Consider the following 14,971-nt stretch of genomic DNA (forward strand, 5'->3'; position numbering starts at 1 on the left):
CCTGATTTCAATGACTTGCCAAAGTCTTTTGAAAGAATGATAATTTTATTATCAATTATAAAAGCATATTTTATGAAAAAAAAAATATTATCCATTTTCATATTTTCCCACGCTCTTTTCTCCTATGGACAAGACTGTTTGAATGTGGGATATTGCGGTGGAAAAAACTTAGATAATATTTCCATTAACGTAAAAGGCAAACAATGGGTGGATGCTGCTATCTATCTGCCGGCAGAGTATCTGAAGGCTTATGCTGGTGCAGATATTACTTCAGTTCGTGCTGCGCTGACAAATCGAATCGGGATAGACACGCTTCGTGCGTGGGTAAGAACCGATTTGAAAGCCGAGAACATAGCAAGTGGAGAAGTTACAAACAAGAGTAACCCTCAATTGAAGAAAAATTGGAACGACATCAAGCTGAATATACCTGTTAAGATTGCAGAAGGAAAAGGTCTTTACATTGGTTTTTCTTATTATCAGAACCGGGATGCAGATGTAATTTCATTTGTCGGCAATGGTATGCCTAACACATTCTTCTTCCATCGTAGTCAAGAAGCAGAGTGGGAAGATATGCACGCAAAAGGAATTTTGAGTGTTGAGGCTGTTGTGAAAGGTCAGTCTCTTCCCACTTATGACGCATCTGTAATTGATGCAACAGTAAAAAGAGGCGATGATGGTTTGTCTATGAAAGCCTTTGTTTATAATGCCGGAACGAAAGATATAAAAGGATTCGACTTAAGAGTAAATGGACCCGATGGTTTGGAACCGGTTTCTAAGCATTTCGACAATGAAATTGCTGTGGGGAAAGTATCAGAGCTTACCTTTGACTTGCCTTATACTGATATGAATACCGGCCTTGATTTTCCATTGGACTTGAGTGTTGTGTCAGTAGCAAATGGAGAGGACGTCAATAGCAGTAACGATAGTCGTCAGGCTGCTTTCGTTTTTGCCAAAAAAGTATTGCTCGAGGAATTTACCGGTATCGGATGTGGTTACTGTCCGGGATTGGTGCATCATATTTCCGAAGCCTTGGATGTGGAGAAATATCGCCAAAATACTTATGTGGTGTGCCATCATTCAGGTTACAGAAGCGACCGTTTCACACTTCCAATAGATGAAGAATATCTTTGGCTCTACAATGATAATGGCAGTTATGGAGCTCCAAATATGATGTGCAACCGCCAACCTTATGTTATGCATACGGGTGGAATGTCTCCGGTTTGGAAACCACAGAATGGAAATGATGTGAAGAATGTTATCGAAAGGGAAATGAAATCTGACGCTTATGTCACTTTTACCAAGGTGGAAGGTAAACATGACGAGGCGAACAAAAAGATAACTGTTCGTTTGGAAGGCATGAAAAGTCGTGAATTTAGTGAGCACCCTGTCAGACTTACGGTTTATCTGACTGAAAACGGCATCAATGGTTCTGACCAAACTGATTATTTCAACCTCTATGGAGGGAATTTTATCCACAATCACGTGGTACGTGGATATAACTCAACGTGGGGCGAGGTAATTGATTGGAAAGATAAAAGCTTCGATTATGAAGTTTCCTTCCCAATAAAAGACGAGTGGGTTAAGAACAATTTGGAAGTGATTGCCGTTATCAATGCTTATGATTCCAAAGACCCTGCCAACTGTCGTGTAGAGAATGTGGATGGAATTACATTCCCCGCTATCACAGGTATCCAACACGTGAACAATACTTCTGATGCTTCCACAGTTGTTAAGGAATATTACAACATAGAAGGCATTAAGATTCAGAATCCTGAAAATGCGCACGGCCTCGTTATTATCAAGGAAAAGATGACTGATGGACGTGTCGTAACTAAGAAGATTATGCAATAAAGTGATTAAAGCACTTGATTGAAATAATCAAACAACCAAGTAGAATTTTAAAATAAAACAGACTATGAAATACGGAAAAAAAATACTCATCCCGATTCTGTTGCTTGCCTGCAACTTTTCCGTGCAAGCAAAGCCGAGGAGTGAAGCGCAGATTCAAGCTGCAATCTCACAAATATTTCAGAATAAATCATCTTATCTGAAAGCTCCTCGCAAGGGAAATCTTAAAATGCTGAAGAAAAATGAGTCTCTTCGCATCTATGGATATAATCAAGGTGGGTTCGTAGTGGTTTCAACAGACGATGTAATGCCGGTTGTGCTGGGTTACAGCGACTCTCAATATAATGTTTCGAACGATAATCCGGGCTTCAATTGGTGGCTCAACACCGTGGAAGAGGTTACGAAAGCCAGAATCAAAGCCAATGAACCGGCAAAGGTTACACGTCCTAAATCGCCTTATCCTGCCAATGTTCCTGAGCTGATGACTTGTGAATGGGGACAGCAAGAGCCTTTCTATAATCTTTGCCCATTGGGTACCAGCAGCGGAATTGGCGGTTGGCAAGGCTATACCGAATCAGAACGCACGCTGACCGGTTGTGTTGCTACTGCTATGGCACAGATTATGTATCATCATAAATACCCTTTGACAGGTGATGGAACTTCAGGTGTAGACGTAAAACAGCCGGATAAACTCAATACTTTCTTCAAATATGACTTTGACAATGCCATTTTTGATTATGAAAATATGCTCGACACCTATAATCCGGGGCAATATACGGAGGCTCAAGCCTATGCGGTAGCAAATCTTATGGTGGCGTGTGGTGTAGCCTGTGCTATGGAATATGCCACAGATGGTTCCGGTTCTTGGACAGAAAAGGATGTTTCTGGTTTGATTCGCAATATGGGTTTCTCAGCCGACAAGGTGAAAATGAAGACCCGTGACGAAATTGACGAGCCTACTTGGATGAACCTTATTTATGAGGAATTGAGCAATAACCGTCCTATTCTGTATGCTGCTGCCGATATGAATCAAAATTTCGGGCACGCCTTTGTCTTAGATGGCTACAATGCCGAAGGACAAGTCCACGTGAATTGGGGATGGAACGGTATGGAAGATGGTTACTACGATATCGCAACTTTGGCAGTTAGATCTTTTGCATTTGGTCGTCAGCAAGATATGTGTATCGGTATGTCGGGCGAAAAAGTTGATTTGACCGATAAAACTATCAATTTGTCTGCTCCGGGCACATTGGCAACAAAACTTCCTGAAGCAGAACGCCTCAACGTTAAGGCTTTGAAACTATCAGGAAAGATAAATTCTTCTGACTTCAAAGTGTTGTGCGAAATGGCAGGACGCACTGTTGCAGGCTCACATACCAAAGGACATTTGGCTTCACTCGACCTTACCGATGCCGAGATTGTTATGGGTGGAGAAACCTATCTAAGCAAAGACGGAAAAGATTATACCATTACAGCGGACAACGCCTTCCCTGAACTGGCTTTCCATAAGTGTACTACTCTTCGGAAAATCAAGATGCCTAAGACTTTGAAAGCCGTGGGCGACGGAGCTTTCTCACAATGCCGTATGAGTGAAATTACATTTGTCGGTAACAAGACGGAGAATTATTGCATCGAAGACCACTTACTCTATAATGCCGACAAGAGCGAAATCATATTTGCGTTGCCCGGTGTTGCTAAGGAGTTGCACGTTGCCAAGACCGTAAAAGCTCTGCGTCCTTACAGTTTCGCCGGCAACAGCGAAGTGAGAAAGATATTCCTTCCTTCTACTGTTGTATCGCTCGGCGATGAGGCTTTCTCTCATACTATGGGGCTTGCAGAAATCAAAACGTTCGCTAAAGAAGTTCCGGCAGCAGGTAAGGAATGCTTCTCGTTCATTCCTTCCACCTTGCTCAAACTTTATGTTCTCAGAGGAATGTATGACAAGTTTGGTCAGGCAAATGAGTGGAAAGAACTTCTTGACTACGATCAAAAGGGAATCATAGAATTTGGTACAACTATCAAGGCCCGCAACCTTACTCGCTCTTATGGCGACGAAAATCCATCTTTCATTTGGGATATCGAAGGAAACAACGTTGAAGGTACGCCGGTAATTACCTGTGAAGCTGATAAAAAATCGCCAGCCGGCAATTATACCATCAAGATTGATTATGGAACTATTGACCCGGACGGAGTGGAATTGAAAAATGGTATCCTCATCGTGAACAAGGCAAAACTCAAAGTTAGTGTTGAGGATTGCGAACGCTTTGAAGATGAAGAAAACCCAGAGTTCAAGATATCTTATGAAGGTTTCAAGAACGATGATGATGAAAACTCTCTGAACAAGAAACCAGTCGTAACGACAGACGCTCAAAAGGGCTCCCCTGCCGGCGAATACGTACTCAAGGTTTCGGGTGCTGCTTCCAAGAACTATTCTTTCAATTACCGTAAGGGAAAGATGACGATTAAGGTTGGAACAGGCTTTGAAAAACTGCTGGAAGAAGGCAAGCAGTTTGATATCTACTCTATACAGGGTGTTAAGGTAAAGAGCAATGCAACCGACTTCAACGGATTGGGCAGAGACATTTACATAGTCAATGGAAAGAAGGTTATTATTGAGTAATGATAGACTGAAAATAGTCTTTAGTGTTAGCTAAAACCTGTAAAATGATGTTGCAGGTTGCAATAGACGTTTGATGGTTTTAGAGAATGCCATAAATTGAGGATAGGCTCTTTTGCATAGCAGAAGAGCCTATTTTTTTGTTTCAAAGTAATGGATTGTTCCGTTTAAAACTTTTTTAACTATTTGTGATGCAACCTTTTGCGTGTATTCTCATTTATTCGGTGAGTACTCAAAAAATTAAATCTAAGTTTAACCAAAATGAATTAGAGCAATGAAAACAAGTAGAATTTTATTGGGAGTTATTTCAGCATTTGCTGTTTGCAGCTTTTTTGCTTCGTGCGAGACCGATGAAAGCAAGAACGAAACAATATATCCGAATGCCATTGTAACGATAAAGCCCATCAACGATGGTGCCGGTTTCAACGTATGGGTGGACGATAAAGTGCAGGGACCGGCGAGCAACATTACCAAATCGCCATACGGCAAGAAGGAAGTAAGGGCGATTGCCAATATCAGACAGGAGAAAGATGAAAAGGGAATGAACAAAATATACATCAACTGGATGGACAGTATCCGCACCAAGAACGCCATTATGCCCGAGCTCAAAGCGATGGATTGGAAGAAATACGGCGAAGACAGATTGGAAATCATCAATGGTTTCGGCACCGTGGTCGAGGACGGCTACCTCACTTTGAGGTATAGCACCGCAATAACCAACCCGAAGGCGAAGCGGGATATGAACCTCATTGTGCAGCATTCGGAGAAAGAACCCTATAAACTGGTGCTTGCATACAATGCTCACGGCGACAATAAAGGACGGTTTGCATCGGGGCTTATCGCCTTCAGGCTGTCCGAAATTGATAAGATAGCACGGAAAAACGGAAAAAAAGATGTAACTTTGCAGCTACATTGGAAATCTTATCAAGGAGATAAGCAAGCCTCTTTCAAGTATCACGTAAGGAGCGATACTGAATAGGGGAGAAACGATTAAGCACTAAATGATAAAAAAAGACGAGAAAGAAGAAGCAGGCATCGCTGAAGGACTCCTCAAGAGAGATGCTTCAGCGATGAGAACTTTTTACAACCAGTATGCCGGAATCTTCCTGACAATATGCGCCCGTTACGTCTCGGACAGCGACGACGCAAAGGACGTGCTGCAAGAGGCATTTATAAAAATCTTCACAAGAATCGGCAGTTTCGAGTACAGAGGAAGCGGTTCGCTGTTTGCTTGGAGCAAGCAGATAGTGGTAATGGAGGCATTGACCTTTCTGCGCAAGAAGAAAACCGTGCCCTTGGTGTATGAGGAGCAGCTTCCCGAGCAGGACGATGAATCGGAACTGACGGTGGAAGACGTGCCCGAAGAGATGCTCTTGCAGATGATACAGTTGCTGCCCGAGGGATACAGGCTCGTGTTCAACCTCTACGTGCTCGAAAACAAATCGCACAAGGAAATAGGAGAGATATTGGGAATAAGGGAGAAATCTTCTGCCTCGCAGCTATCTCGTGCGAAAGCCATACTTAAAAAGCAAATTAACTCATATCGGAAAGGATTGAAACTATGAACGAGGAATGGAAAGAAGGATTTCATAATAAATTGGACAATTATGAAATGACACCTCCTGAAGGATTATTTGACGAGATTTTAAAAAAACTTCCATCATCCGAAGAAGGCGAAAGTCCGGAGATAATACCGATGAAATCGCCTGAAACAGTTGCAGACACCAACAGAAGGAAACGAGGCAAAACCGTGGTTTGGTTTACCTCTATGCTTTCGGCTGCTGCCGTGGGAACGCTCCTGTTGCTGAACAGTTCGATTTTCAACGTTACTGATAGCGCAGGCACGAATGGTGGCAATGCAGACGTATCCCGTGGCTTGGCAAAGAACAGTAAAAGAGACGTCAGAAATAGACTTGAAAGCACGGAAACATTTGCTTCCGAGAAGATATACACGAGCGATAACGGCGAAGAATACACTTCGGATATGAATATGGGCGACAGATTGTTGGCCTCTGCAAAGACAGCCTTCAATGCCATTGCGTCGAGCATTCTGCCACAAGAGAACGGCAGCGGGCCACTGGTGGCAATGACGGAACAATCAGCCGTTGCCACCGAACAGCCGATTACTGCGGCTGACCCGACGGACGCCCCGGCAGTACAGGCAGAACCGACAGCAGCTGACAACGGAAAGCCTGATGAAAATACAGAACGAACGGAGCAGAGAAAGCGACAGCGCTTTACCGCGCCTGTGGTGGATAATCGCCCCCGACGTTCCGATAACCACGCCCAACTGGGCGTATTGGTTGCCGGCATGCCGGTTGCAGCGTCGTCCTCAAGCCTCAATCCGGTTTTGCCCACAGGAACGGGAGGCGAACTTGTGGTAACCAGACAAAATAAAATAGTGAAGAAAGCCAACCACCATCAGCCCATTACTTTTGGCGTTTCCATCGCCTTGCCGTTGAGCAGCAGAGCGAGCATCGAGACCGGACTGATGTACAGCTATCACTATTCGGAACTTACCTACGAAGTGGGTAGCATCAATCACGAAATCAAGCAGCAGTTGCATTTCGTCGGCATCCCCTTGAATCTCAATTATCAGTTGTGGAGAAAGAACAAAGTGGTATTGTACGCATCGGGAGGTGGAAGCGTTGAGAAGATGGTCTATGGAAAGCAGCGCGAACAATACGACGGCACGGAAACCGCCACCACGCATAAGGTGAAGATGAAGGAATTGCAGTGGGCGATGTCTGCCAGATTCGGCGCGGCCTACAAGCTGACACCGGGCGTCAGTCTCTATCTGGAACCCGGCGTGGCGTATCATTTCGGCAAGAAGTCCGAGTTGCAAACCATTTATAGCGACCATCCCGTTTCCTTCCAGTTGAAAGCCGGTCTCAGATTCAATCTGCGATAATGTGTTTGAGTTCGGGATAAGCCCGAACTCAAAGGTACAAGGAGGCGAGGGTACAAGTAGACGAGGAGGTTGCTTTGTTTAGTTCAAGAAAGCGATGGACGGAATTGCTGCTGATAAATTCCCCCAACTAATTTCTCGTTAGCGAACTATCTCATTGGATAATAGAGTGTTACCATTTCAGAATAGAGGATGGGTAACGATTTAAAAATGAGCGGAGTGCTTTGAGGCACATTGTTTTGAATAGCCAAAGAACGCTCACTATTATCACCTGCAAAGGTACACATTTGAGAGGGAAAGTGAGCGTTCTTTCTTGATTTTCTTTTCTGAGATGAAACAAATCGTATCATTCTCTTTACTCTTCAACCGTGAATTCAGGTCTTATGGAACTTGATGAGGGGAAAATAATTTTGTTTTCTACATCCTCCGTCCCCGTTTCTTTTTCTTGTTGGCTTCGTGGCGCAGTCTCCGCTGGAAGGCGGTCTCGGCATAATCTTCTCCATGGACTTGGAAATCCAACACACTGCCAATACCCGATGCAATCCTTTCGGCTACATCCACCACGCTTTCAACAAGACTTGGTGCGGGGGCTGGTTGCTGTAGCTTTTCTTCCTGTAAAGGTTCTTTCGGCTGATAAATCGGAACAGAAGAGTGGTAGGGAGCGGCATAGGACAACCCGAATTGTTTCAACAGAGAGTTGTATCCAAACTCTCGTCCTATCTCCGAAGCCTTGAACGTCTGCCCCTCAAAATGAAACTTCAGTCCATAGACTTTACCTTTCTTGTTCTTCATCTGTTCAACGGTTACTCCTTGTCGTCTCAAATCATATCGAAAGGAAGCATAGCCATTCACTCCGCCATTCGTATACTTTCCCAACAAGCCGTAAGCCATTGTGCGCAGTTTCTCCTTGCTCGCCTCCCGTGCCTGATTGGCTCTCGGCTTTTGATACCTTTTCTCTGCCCGTATCTCATTGGCAATCGTCAGACCGTGCTTGCGACTTAATTCCTCTGCCACCCGTGCTGCCTTGTTACTTACAAAGGTCGTATCATAAACCGCCCCGTTCATACTCATCCGATTGGCAATGACATGAATGTGCAGATTGTCGGTATCCTTATGCGTAACGGCTACCACCTGATACTCCTGCAATTTCATTGCTTGGATAAACTCACAGGCTATTTCTCGGAGCTTCTTCCAATTCATTCCTGCTTCATCTTTCGGAGCGATACCGATTTCCATCCGCAGGAATTTGTTGCGACAACGGCTGTTGAACCGATTGACAAGGTTCATCTCTTCGTATATTCTCTCTGCCGTATCTCTGCAAAGGTTCTGGATTAAGAGCTTATTCTTGAGCTTCGTTTCTCGGAAGATATACTCCAATGCCGTCTTACCGTGTGCTATGGCTTTGCACTTCGCTATCATTGCGCTTCATATTTAGAACATCATATATCTCGTCCGTAATCCGATACCGAGGACTGTAAAATCGCTCGAAAGCGTGTAGTGAAATGCAAGAAAGGTTCTTGGCAATGGCAACCCAAGAGGGGTCTTTCGTCTTAATCAAGTTGGAAATGTGACTGAAGAAGTAGCTGACCCGTTGCAATACCCGAATGGCTTCCCGTTCGTGTTCTCCCAATTGGGGAACGGCAACAATCTCTCCGGTAAGCAATGCCTCCCGACAGAACTCGGAGAGTTTCTTGCCCGTCCGTTCCGCTCGCTTTTGTATCCTTGCTTTCTCCTCTTCGGAGCAGCGTACCCGAAGAAGGCAGGTCTTATTGGACTTCTTCTTCCTTTTCTCTTTATCTGTTTTGGGTTTCATATTAGTTTGTTCATTAAGGCATTCCGACCGATGAGAACGAAGTGATTACGGCTCTCCCCCTGAGCGTAGCGGTAAAGGGGGCAAGCGCAGTTTGTGGCTACAAACTGACGTCTTGCAATGTTACCGATGGAATACCCTCGCATATACTATGCTTGGCTTTCATCTCCTGTGTTTCTCATCTTCTGAGAATGCCGATTATTCATTTCCTTACCGATGGCTCGGAATGCCGTGATTAAAGTTTGCGCCAGCGTTCTATGTCCTCGCTATATTCCTCCAGATGTCGGAGAGCTATGCACTCCAAGAAACTGGAAACATTCGCCCCGTAATCGCCCAAGCGACGGACAACGAACTCCAAGCGTTCCCACGTGGAGCGACTGAGATAGGTTGCTTTTCGGTCGATGATTTTATGGGGCAAGAGAAAGGCTTCCCGATAGCTCTCCAAGCTCTCTTGTCGTTGCTTGTGGCTGATACGTCTCGGAATGCTTGATATCGCTTGTCGCTTCTCCTGCTCGGAGTGCTCTGCTTTCACGGCTTCCTTTGCTTCATTCAAAGACTCGGAAGGCAATGTCTGCTCGGATACAGAGGAATGCTGTGAGCTTTCAGATTGCTTCATTGGCTCTGCTTGCTCAGTTTCTTGTTTAGTGGAAACGGCTTTACTGATAAGTTCAGAAAGTATCTGTGAGCCATCGGATTTTTCGGAATGGTTCAAATAGCGTGACAAATCAAATTCTTCTTTCATAGCTTATCTTATTTTGTGTTTGACAATAACAGGTTTCCGCTGTTGTTCTTTTTGTTCTTGCTTACATTGAGCAATATGGTAGTCGTTGAGGTCTTTATGTTGGGAATAGTGTCGGCTCATATCCTCTACCTTGATGCCTGAAGATTGGGTACCCTGAAGAGCTTGCCGTCCTGCTTGGTCGTTGTCGAGGAAAGCCCGAACGGCGTCGATGCCTTTTTCGTGGAGATAGTCAATGACTCGTGGTAGATTGCTGACGGAGTTCAGCACAAGGCAGGGAGCGGTTTCTTTTCCTTTCATCGTGAGATGGGAAAGGAAGTCCATAAAGCCTTCGAAGATGCAGAGAGGGGCGTTGTTCGCTTCTCCTGCTATCACGGAAATATCCTTCGGAGCGATTGTGCCCTTGAATGTCTTGTCGTCCCGAAGCTCATACCCTCCTGCACGATTAGCAAAGCCGATAGCGGAGTATTCTCTTCCTCCTACCTCGTAGCGAACGTGACGGAAATAAGGGTTTGGCACGGCAAGGTCTATCTTGCGTACCTCTCGGAGATAGTTCTGCAAGTGCAGGGGCAATGCTTCGCTGATGGAGAGAATACGCCTTGCATTACGTGGTTGCTGTTCAACTCTTATCTGTTCTATGTGAGCTTCACGATGAAAAGAAGAGGAAGCAAGGATTTGTGATTTCCCTTCGGCAAGATGCACCATTGCTTCGTAGGCACTGCACCCACGCATCTTCATCACAAGGTCGATGATGCTTCCGCCTTGGCTTGTCCCATAGTCGTGCCACAGGTTTCGCCGAAAGTCCACTTTCAAGCTGGCATTGGAGTCTTCTCGGTAGGGTGCGTGATAAAGGGCATAGCCCTTGTACCGCTTGGCAGGCTCGATACCGCAGGCGTGCAGATAGTCTGCTATCGGTATCGCTTTGATATATTGTAAATTGTAATATCTTGATTTCATAAGTTGTTTGGATAATTATTGAGTGATTAGAATTGGAATTTCAAACGGTGAAAGGAAAAAGCTTTTCTCTTACGGAGGACGAACTTTCTTGCCCTCAAAGCAAAAAGTCTGTCTCTGCTTTTTTCCTTTCACCGTATATTTCCTTTCACAGTGAAAGAAGAAAGTATCTATGGCATTTCTCATTCGCTCGTTTCTTTTCATTGTTCGTTCTTCCTTTCGTTGCTTGATTTTGAACTTTCACCCGAAATGGGATGCTGAAACCAAGTTACAGAGCCGAATACAGAGTCCCAAGGTTTGTGTTTCTGCTGCTTCGAGGTACAGAGAAATGCTCCGAGAATGGACGACACAAACAAGGGAAATCGGGACGAAAACGCTCAAAAGGAGAGAACGGAGAGGGGAACGGCTCGGAAACCAACTTCATCGGATTGCCAATGCCTGCTTCCTTTTTCTTCGGATGAAAGAGGAGAGACTGTTTTCATTGACAAGAGAGTCACTTCATACCGTATCGAAGCCACAAGTACGCACTTAGATAGAAGTGGGTGAAACAGGCGGCTGGTGCTTGTATATTTGCCTGTGAGTTCCCTCTATTTCCCTTGATTTCATCGGGTCTGGGAACAAGGATTTCGACTGCGTACATTTGCATCAAAAAGAGAAAAACGATATTGATATGAGATTTACCGCCATCGACACCTCCGCTTGGGAGGAACTGAAAAAGAGCATCGAAGAGCTGGCTCTTTGTATGAGAGAACAATTCGGCACGAAGCCCGAAGTCCCCGACCTGTTGCACAACGGGGATGTGTGCCGAATACTGAACATCAGCAAGCGAACGCTCCAGCACTATCGGGACACGTCCGTGCTGCCCTTTATCCAAATCGGGCATAAGTGCTATTACAAACGTGAGGATGTGGAAGCACTCCTTGCCAAGTCCAACCGCAAATAACCACAGCTATGGAATACGAAACCATCAACAAAGAAACGCCCGAGATGAAACAGCTCATCTCAGGCATCAGAGAAGTAAACAAACGCCTTCGGGAGATTGCCCAAACGCACCGTCCGCTCTTCGGGGGAGAAATCTACTTTACGGGTCGGGAGGTTTGCGAACGGCTTTTCGTCAGCCCTCTCACCTTGCAGGACTATCGGTACAAGGGTATCATTCCTTACACCCAAATCGCAGGGAAAATACTCTATCGACTATCCGATATCAACAGATTATTGCAAGAAAATTATCGGAGATAAAGTATTCGTAAGAAGCGTTTTCCTGCTGTTTGACAATCACACAGAAAGAACCTGCCGAATGGTTGTCCAAAAGATACCGAGCAATCTCATCATCGCTCGGTATCTTTTTGCTGATTACTCGGTATCTTTTTGCAATAAATCAAGTACATTTACGTTATAAACAGTAAAGATCCGCCCAAATGAAAGATAAGCTGCGCTTTGTTTTCGTGCCGTTCGTGCTGGCACTCGTGGGGCTGACGGTCGGCTACACGCTGCTGAACTGGCTGTTGGTCGTCAGGTTCGGCGTGTTCCACCCGAAAGAGGAGCTTACGGAGATAGTACTGCCCCTACTGCTCGCCGGGGCGACGGCATGGTTTTACATTGCCCCCAAGCTGAAGGTGCTTAAACTGAAAATCGATTTTTATCATACATTTCTGGCGTGTATCGGGCTGGTGATACCGATGGTGTTCGCACAGAAGTATATGACCGCAACCACAGGCAAGCTGACCATGCTGTCGTCTGTCGAGGATATAGAAAGCCGTGAGTCTACGAAGTATTACCAGTTGGGGACATACCATATCGACACCGCTGCCAGTCGCTATCACGCCACCTACAGGATAGAGGGCAGGAACGCCGACAGGTTCAAGATGTATTTCTACGCCGTCATACCTATCCGCAACACCGAGGCCGACACACTCTCCCACGATCCGACTGCTTGGCTGGGCATCGTCTATGAAGACGAGATAAGCAATCGCAACAGCCACGAAACGTTGGAGAGAGAATACAACACATTCATCAGGCTGAGTCAAGCCCGAACCGAGTCCAGTAACTTCTCGCACTTCCTCTGCTTCGAGCGGATAGGCAGATCGTCCAAGCATTATGAGGGCTTCGAGAACGCCATCGGTCAGGGCGTACATTTCCCCTCCGACCCTGTTATACTGCAGGGCATGAACGTGCCTTACGGGGTAAGAGCCGGCGACCTGCAGGAACGCTTTCTCACTGCCATCGCCATCGTCCTTGCCGTGTGGCTGCTGCTCTCCGTCATGCCCAAGACCAACGCCAAGGAACTCGAGCGCATCAAGGACGGTAAGCCCGACCTTATGGCACAGGCAGAGCGGCAGGAATGGCTTGACTTGATAATACCCCACGAGGGCTACTTCGTTACGCCCATCATCATGTACGCCAATATCGCCCTGTTCTTCCTGATGGTCTTTGCCGGGAAAGGCTTTCTTACCTTTCAGTCCGATGATCTTATCGCCTGGGGAGCCTGCTACGCCCCACGGGTGAGTGAGGGAGAATGGTGGAGATTGCTCTCTGCCACATTCCTGCATGGAGGGGTAGCACATCTGTTTGCCAATATGGTCTGCCTCTTCTATGTGGGTACACACCTCGAAGAACTGATGAGTCGCAGCCGATACCTCTGTGTCTATCTGCTCTCTGCGCTCGCAGGAAGTGTCGCAAGTCTATTGTGGCACACCGAACCGATTGTTGCTGTGGGAGCGTCGGGTGCCATTTTCGGTCTCTACGGAGCCTACATCGCCCTGTTGCTGGGCGGAGTCTATCCGAAGAGCCATGCGAAGTTCGTGCTTCGTGAGACGGCCATCTTTGTCGGCATCAACCTATTGGCAGGCATCGTGCCGGGTATCGACAATGCTGCCCACATCGGAGGACTGCTCTGCGGTCTCCTGCTCGGCTTCGCATTTCTCGCCCCGTGCAAGGCGAAAGCAGGGGGAAAACGACAAAAACGGGATGTAAAAACAAAAAGATAATACGCAATGGAAAATATTGGGGAATTTTCGGTATACTTGGAAATTTAATATGAATTCGATGACAAATATGATGATCATTGCACTGCTGCTTTTCATTCTTGCAGCTTACAGACTTCGCAGGATTAACAGCAGGGGCGACAGAAAGTATGATGTGTTTTGCATTTCTGAAGGCTGCATGACCGTTCATACCGGATTGTTTTCTCTAACCTACAAGATAGAAGAGATAGAAGAAATCAGATTTTCAAAAATAGCTCTAAGAAGAGGTTTTAGAGGTTTTTTAGGCATAATGTGGTTGAGAAAGAAGAGAAGCTTGATAAAAAGTCGCATGTTTCTCTTCGACTCAAGCTGGTATTATAGGAAGATAGTACTTATCAGTTCTGAAAGCGATATCTACCTTACCACAAAAGGCTTGATGGCAGAACTCAAACAGCACGGCATCAGATGCTCCATAAAGGAATAAATAACAACACCCGATAAACAATGATACAAGCAATCATACCCATACTATTCGCCATGATGTGCGACTCTACTCAATATGAACCTGTGGAACACCCCAAGCCGCTCTTCGAGCAGACTGAGCTGAACGTGTGTCTGCAAAGCGAAGAGGACAGCAAGACCTATCTGGAGCACGTAGCCCTCTACGCCCCCGTAAACTCCCTCACCTTTTTTGGGGGATCGAAAATGGAGGAAGACAAGTTCAGGGAACTCAATCCCGAGTTTACTCTCTATTGGAAATACAGGACGGAGGGGAACCAGGGCGGAAGCGAAAACACGGTCGTAGCCCATTTCGTCAGAGACGCGAAGACGAGGCACTACAACATCTACCAAGCGGAGTGGTTAGACGACTGTTGGTTCATGGAGCAGGTCCCTGGTATCGATGAAAACAACCCTCCGTATCTAGTACCGCGACCGATAAGTTTCGAACCTAAACGTGGCGAGTACCGACACGTAGGGAGGTCGGACAACGGGCAGTTGCTTGCCGTGAAAGTGTGGAAGTATGTGCAAAAGGAAAGAGAAAAGCACAAGAGGTCGAAAACGACCAGGACAAATGCGGGGAGGAAAGAAAGAAGGAAAACAAAGAAATAAAAGTGGATAAAATTGAACATTT

16 protein-coding genes are annotated in these 14,971 nt (G+C 45.8%); 12 read left to right on the forward strand and 4 right to left on the reverse strand.

The window, feature by feature from the left end; genetic code table 11:
- Positions 1 to 72: 72 nt before the first annotated feature.
- The 5 genes from P150_RS0108925 (at position 73) to P150_RS0108945 (ending at position 7,376) form a co-directional block, all read left to right on the forward strand.
- Positions 73 to 1,851: an Omp28-related outer membrane protein gene (locus P150_RS0108925; RefSeq protein ID WP_197018075.1), complete on the forward strand. Its 1,779-nt coding sequence runs from the start codon at positions 73 to 75 to the stop codon at positions 1,849 to 1,851.
- Between the two features lie 64 nt (positions 1,852 to 1,915).
- Positions 1,916 to 4,468 carry a C10 family peptidase gene (locus tag P150_RS0108930; RefSeq protein WP_028897381.1) on the forward strand — a complete coding sequence of 851 codons (2,553 nt, stop codon included), beginning with the start codon at positions 1,916 to 1,918 and terminating at the stop codon, positions 4,466 to 4,468.
- Positions 4,469 to 4,739: 271 nt separating this feature from the next.
- Positions 4,740 to 5,444, forward strand: coding sequence for a NigD-like C-terminal domain-containing protein (locus tag P150_RS0108935; RefSeq protein WP_028897382.1), 705 nt, complete (start codon positions 4,740 to 4,742; stop codon positions 5,442 to 5,444).
- 22 nt (positions 5,445 to 5,466) lie between these two features.
- Entirely contained in the window at positions 5,467 to 6,030 is a 564-nt protein-coding gene (locus P150_RS0108940; protein WP_028897383.1) for an RNA polymerase sigma factor, read from the forward strand.
- Positions 6,027 to 7,376, forward strand: a complete 1,350-nt coding sequence (locus tag P150_RS0108945; RefSeq protein WP_028897384.1) for an outer membrane beta-barrel protein — start codon at positions 6,027 to 6,029, stop codon at positions 7,374 to 7,376. The genes P150_RS0108940 and P150_RS0108945 overlap by 4 nt, the downstream gene beginning before the upstream one ends.
- 414 nt (positions 7,377 to 7,790) lie before the next feature.
- On the opposite strand, the gene P150_RS0108950 is transcribed toward P150_RS0108945, so the two are convergent.
- Both P150_RS0108950 and P150_RS0108955 read right to left on the reverse strand, forming a co-directional pair.
- The gene (locus tag P150_RS0108950) at positions 7,791 to 8,792 is read right to left on the reverse strand and encodes a relaxase/mobilization nuclease domain-containing protein (RefSeq protein ID WP_028897385.1); all 1,002 of its coding nucleotides are present in this window, start codon (positions 8,790 to 8,792) and stop codon (positions 7,791 to 7,793) included.
- Positions 8,758 to 9,186, reverse strand: coding sequence for a ribbon-helix-helix protein, CopG family (locus P150_RS0108955; protein ID WP_028896756.1), 429 nt, complete (start codon positions 9,184 to 9,186; stop codon positions 8,758 to 8,760). The genes P150_RS0108950 and P150_RS0108955 overlap by 35 nt, the downstream gene beginning before the upstream one ends.
- Before the next feature lie 41 nt (positions 9,187 to 9,227).
- Between P150_RS0108955 and P150_RS17610 the strand changes: the two genes are divergently transcribed.
- Positions 9,228 to 9,422: a hypothetical protein gene (locus tag P150_RS17610; protein ID WP_155952947.1), complete on the forward strand. Its 195-nt coding sequence runs from the start codon at positions 9,228 to 9,230 to the stop codon at positions 9,420 to 9,422.
- On the opposite strand, the gene P150_RS0108960 is transcribed toward P150_RS17610, so the two are convergent.
- A complete protein-coding gene (locus P150_RS0108960; RefSeq protein ID WP_028896755.1) occupies positions 9,419 to 9,925 on the reverse strand; it encodes a DUF3408 domain-containing protein in 507 nt (168 codons plus the stop codon). The genes P150_RS17610 and P150_RS0108960 overlap by 4 nt on opposite strands.
- Before the next feature lie 3 nt (positions 9,926 to 9,928).
- The gene (locus tag P150_RS16280) at positions 9,929 to 10,879 is read right to left on the reverse strand and encodes a toprim domain-containing protein (protein ID WP_036932156.1); all 951 of its coding nucleotides are present in this window, start codon (positions 10,877 to 10,879) and stop codon (positions 9,929 to 9,931) included.
- 251 nt (positions 10,880 to 11,130) lie between these two features.
- On the opposite strand from P150_RS16280, the gene P150_RS0108970 reads away from it, so the two are divergent.
- The 6 genes from P150_RS0108970 to P150_RS0108995 all read left to right on the forward strand — a co-directional run bounded on the left by P150_RS0108970 (position 11,131) and on the right by P150_RS0108995 (position 14,949).
- A complete protein-coding gene (locus P150_RS0108970; protein ID WP_028897386.1) occupies positions 11,131 to 11,337 on the forward strand; it encodes a hypothetical protein in 207 nt (68 codons plus the stop codon).
- Positions 11,338 to 11,546: 209 nt separating this feature from the next.
- Positions 11,547 to 11,819 carry a helix-turn-helix domain-containing protein gene (locus P150_RS0108975; RefSeq protein ID WP_028897387.1) on the forward strand — a complete coding sequence of 91 codons (273 nt, stop codon included), beginning with the start codon at positions 11,547 to 11,549 and terminating at the stop codon, positions 11,817 to 11,819.
- 8 nt (positions 11,820 to 11,827) lie between these two features.
- Positions 11,828 to 12,115 carry a helix-turn-helix domain-containing protein gene (locus P150_RS0108980; RefSeq protein WP_028897388.1) on the forward strand — a complete coding sequence of 96 codons (288 nt, stop codon included), beginning with the start codon at positions 11,828 to 11,830 and terminating at the stop codon, positions 12,113 to 12,115.
- 179 nt (positions 12,116 to 12,294) lie between these two features.
- Positions 12,295 to 13,863 carry a rhomboid family intramembrane serine protease gene (locus tag P150_RS0108985; RefSeq protein WP_028897389.1) on the forward strand — a complete coding sequence of 523 codons (1,569 nt, stop codon included), beginning with the start codon at positions 12,295 to 12,297 and terminating at the stop codon, positions 13,861 to 13,863.
- 67 nt (positions 13,864 to 13,930) lie between these two features.
- Complete coding sequence (locus tag P150_RS0108990; protein ID WP_155952984.1) at positions 13,931 to 14,323, forward strand: hypothetical protein; 393 nt, start codon at positions 13,931 to 13,933, stop codon at positions 14,321 to 14,323.
- Between the two features lie 20 nt (positions 14,324 to 14,343).
- Positions 14,344 to 14,949: a hypothetical protein gene (locus P150_RS0108995; protein WP_155952985.1), complete on the forward strand. Its 606-nt coding sequence runs from the start codon at positions 14,344 to 14,346 to the stop codon at positions 14,947 to 14,949.
- Positions 14,950 to 14,971 lie beyond the last annotated feature (22 nt).

This window comes from Prevotella sp. HUN102 (assembly GCF_000688375.1).
In the GTDB taxonomy this organism is placed as follows: Bacteria; Bacteroidota; Bacteroidia; order Bacteroidales; family Bacteroidaceae; genus Prevotella.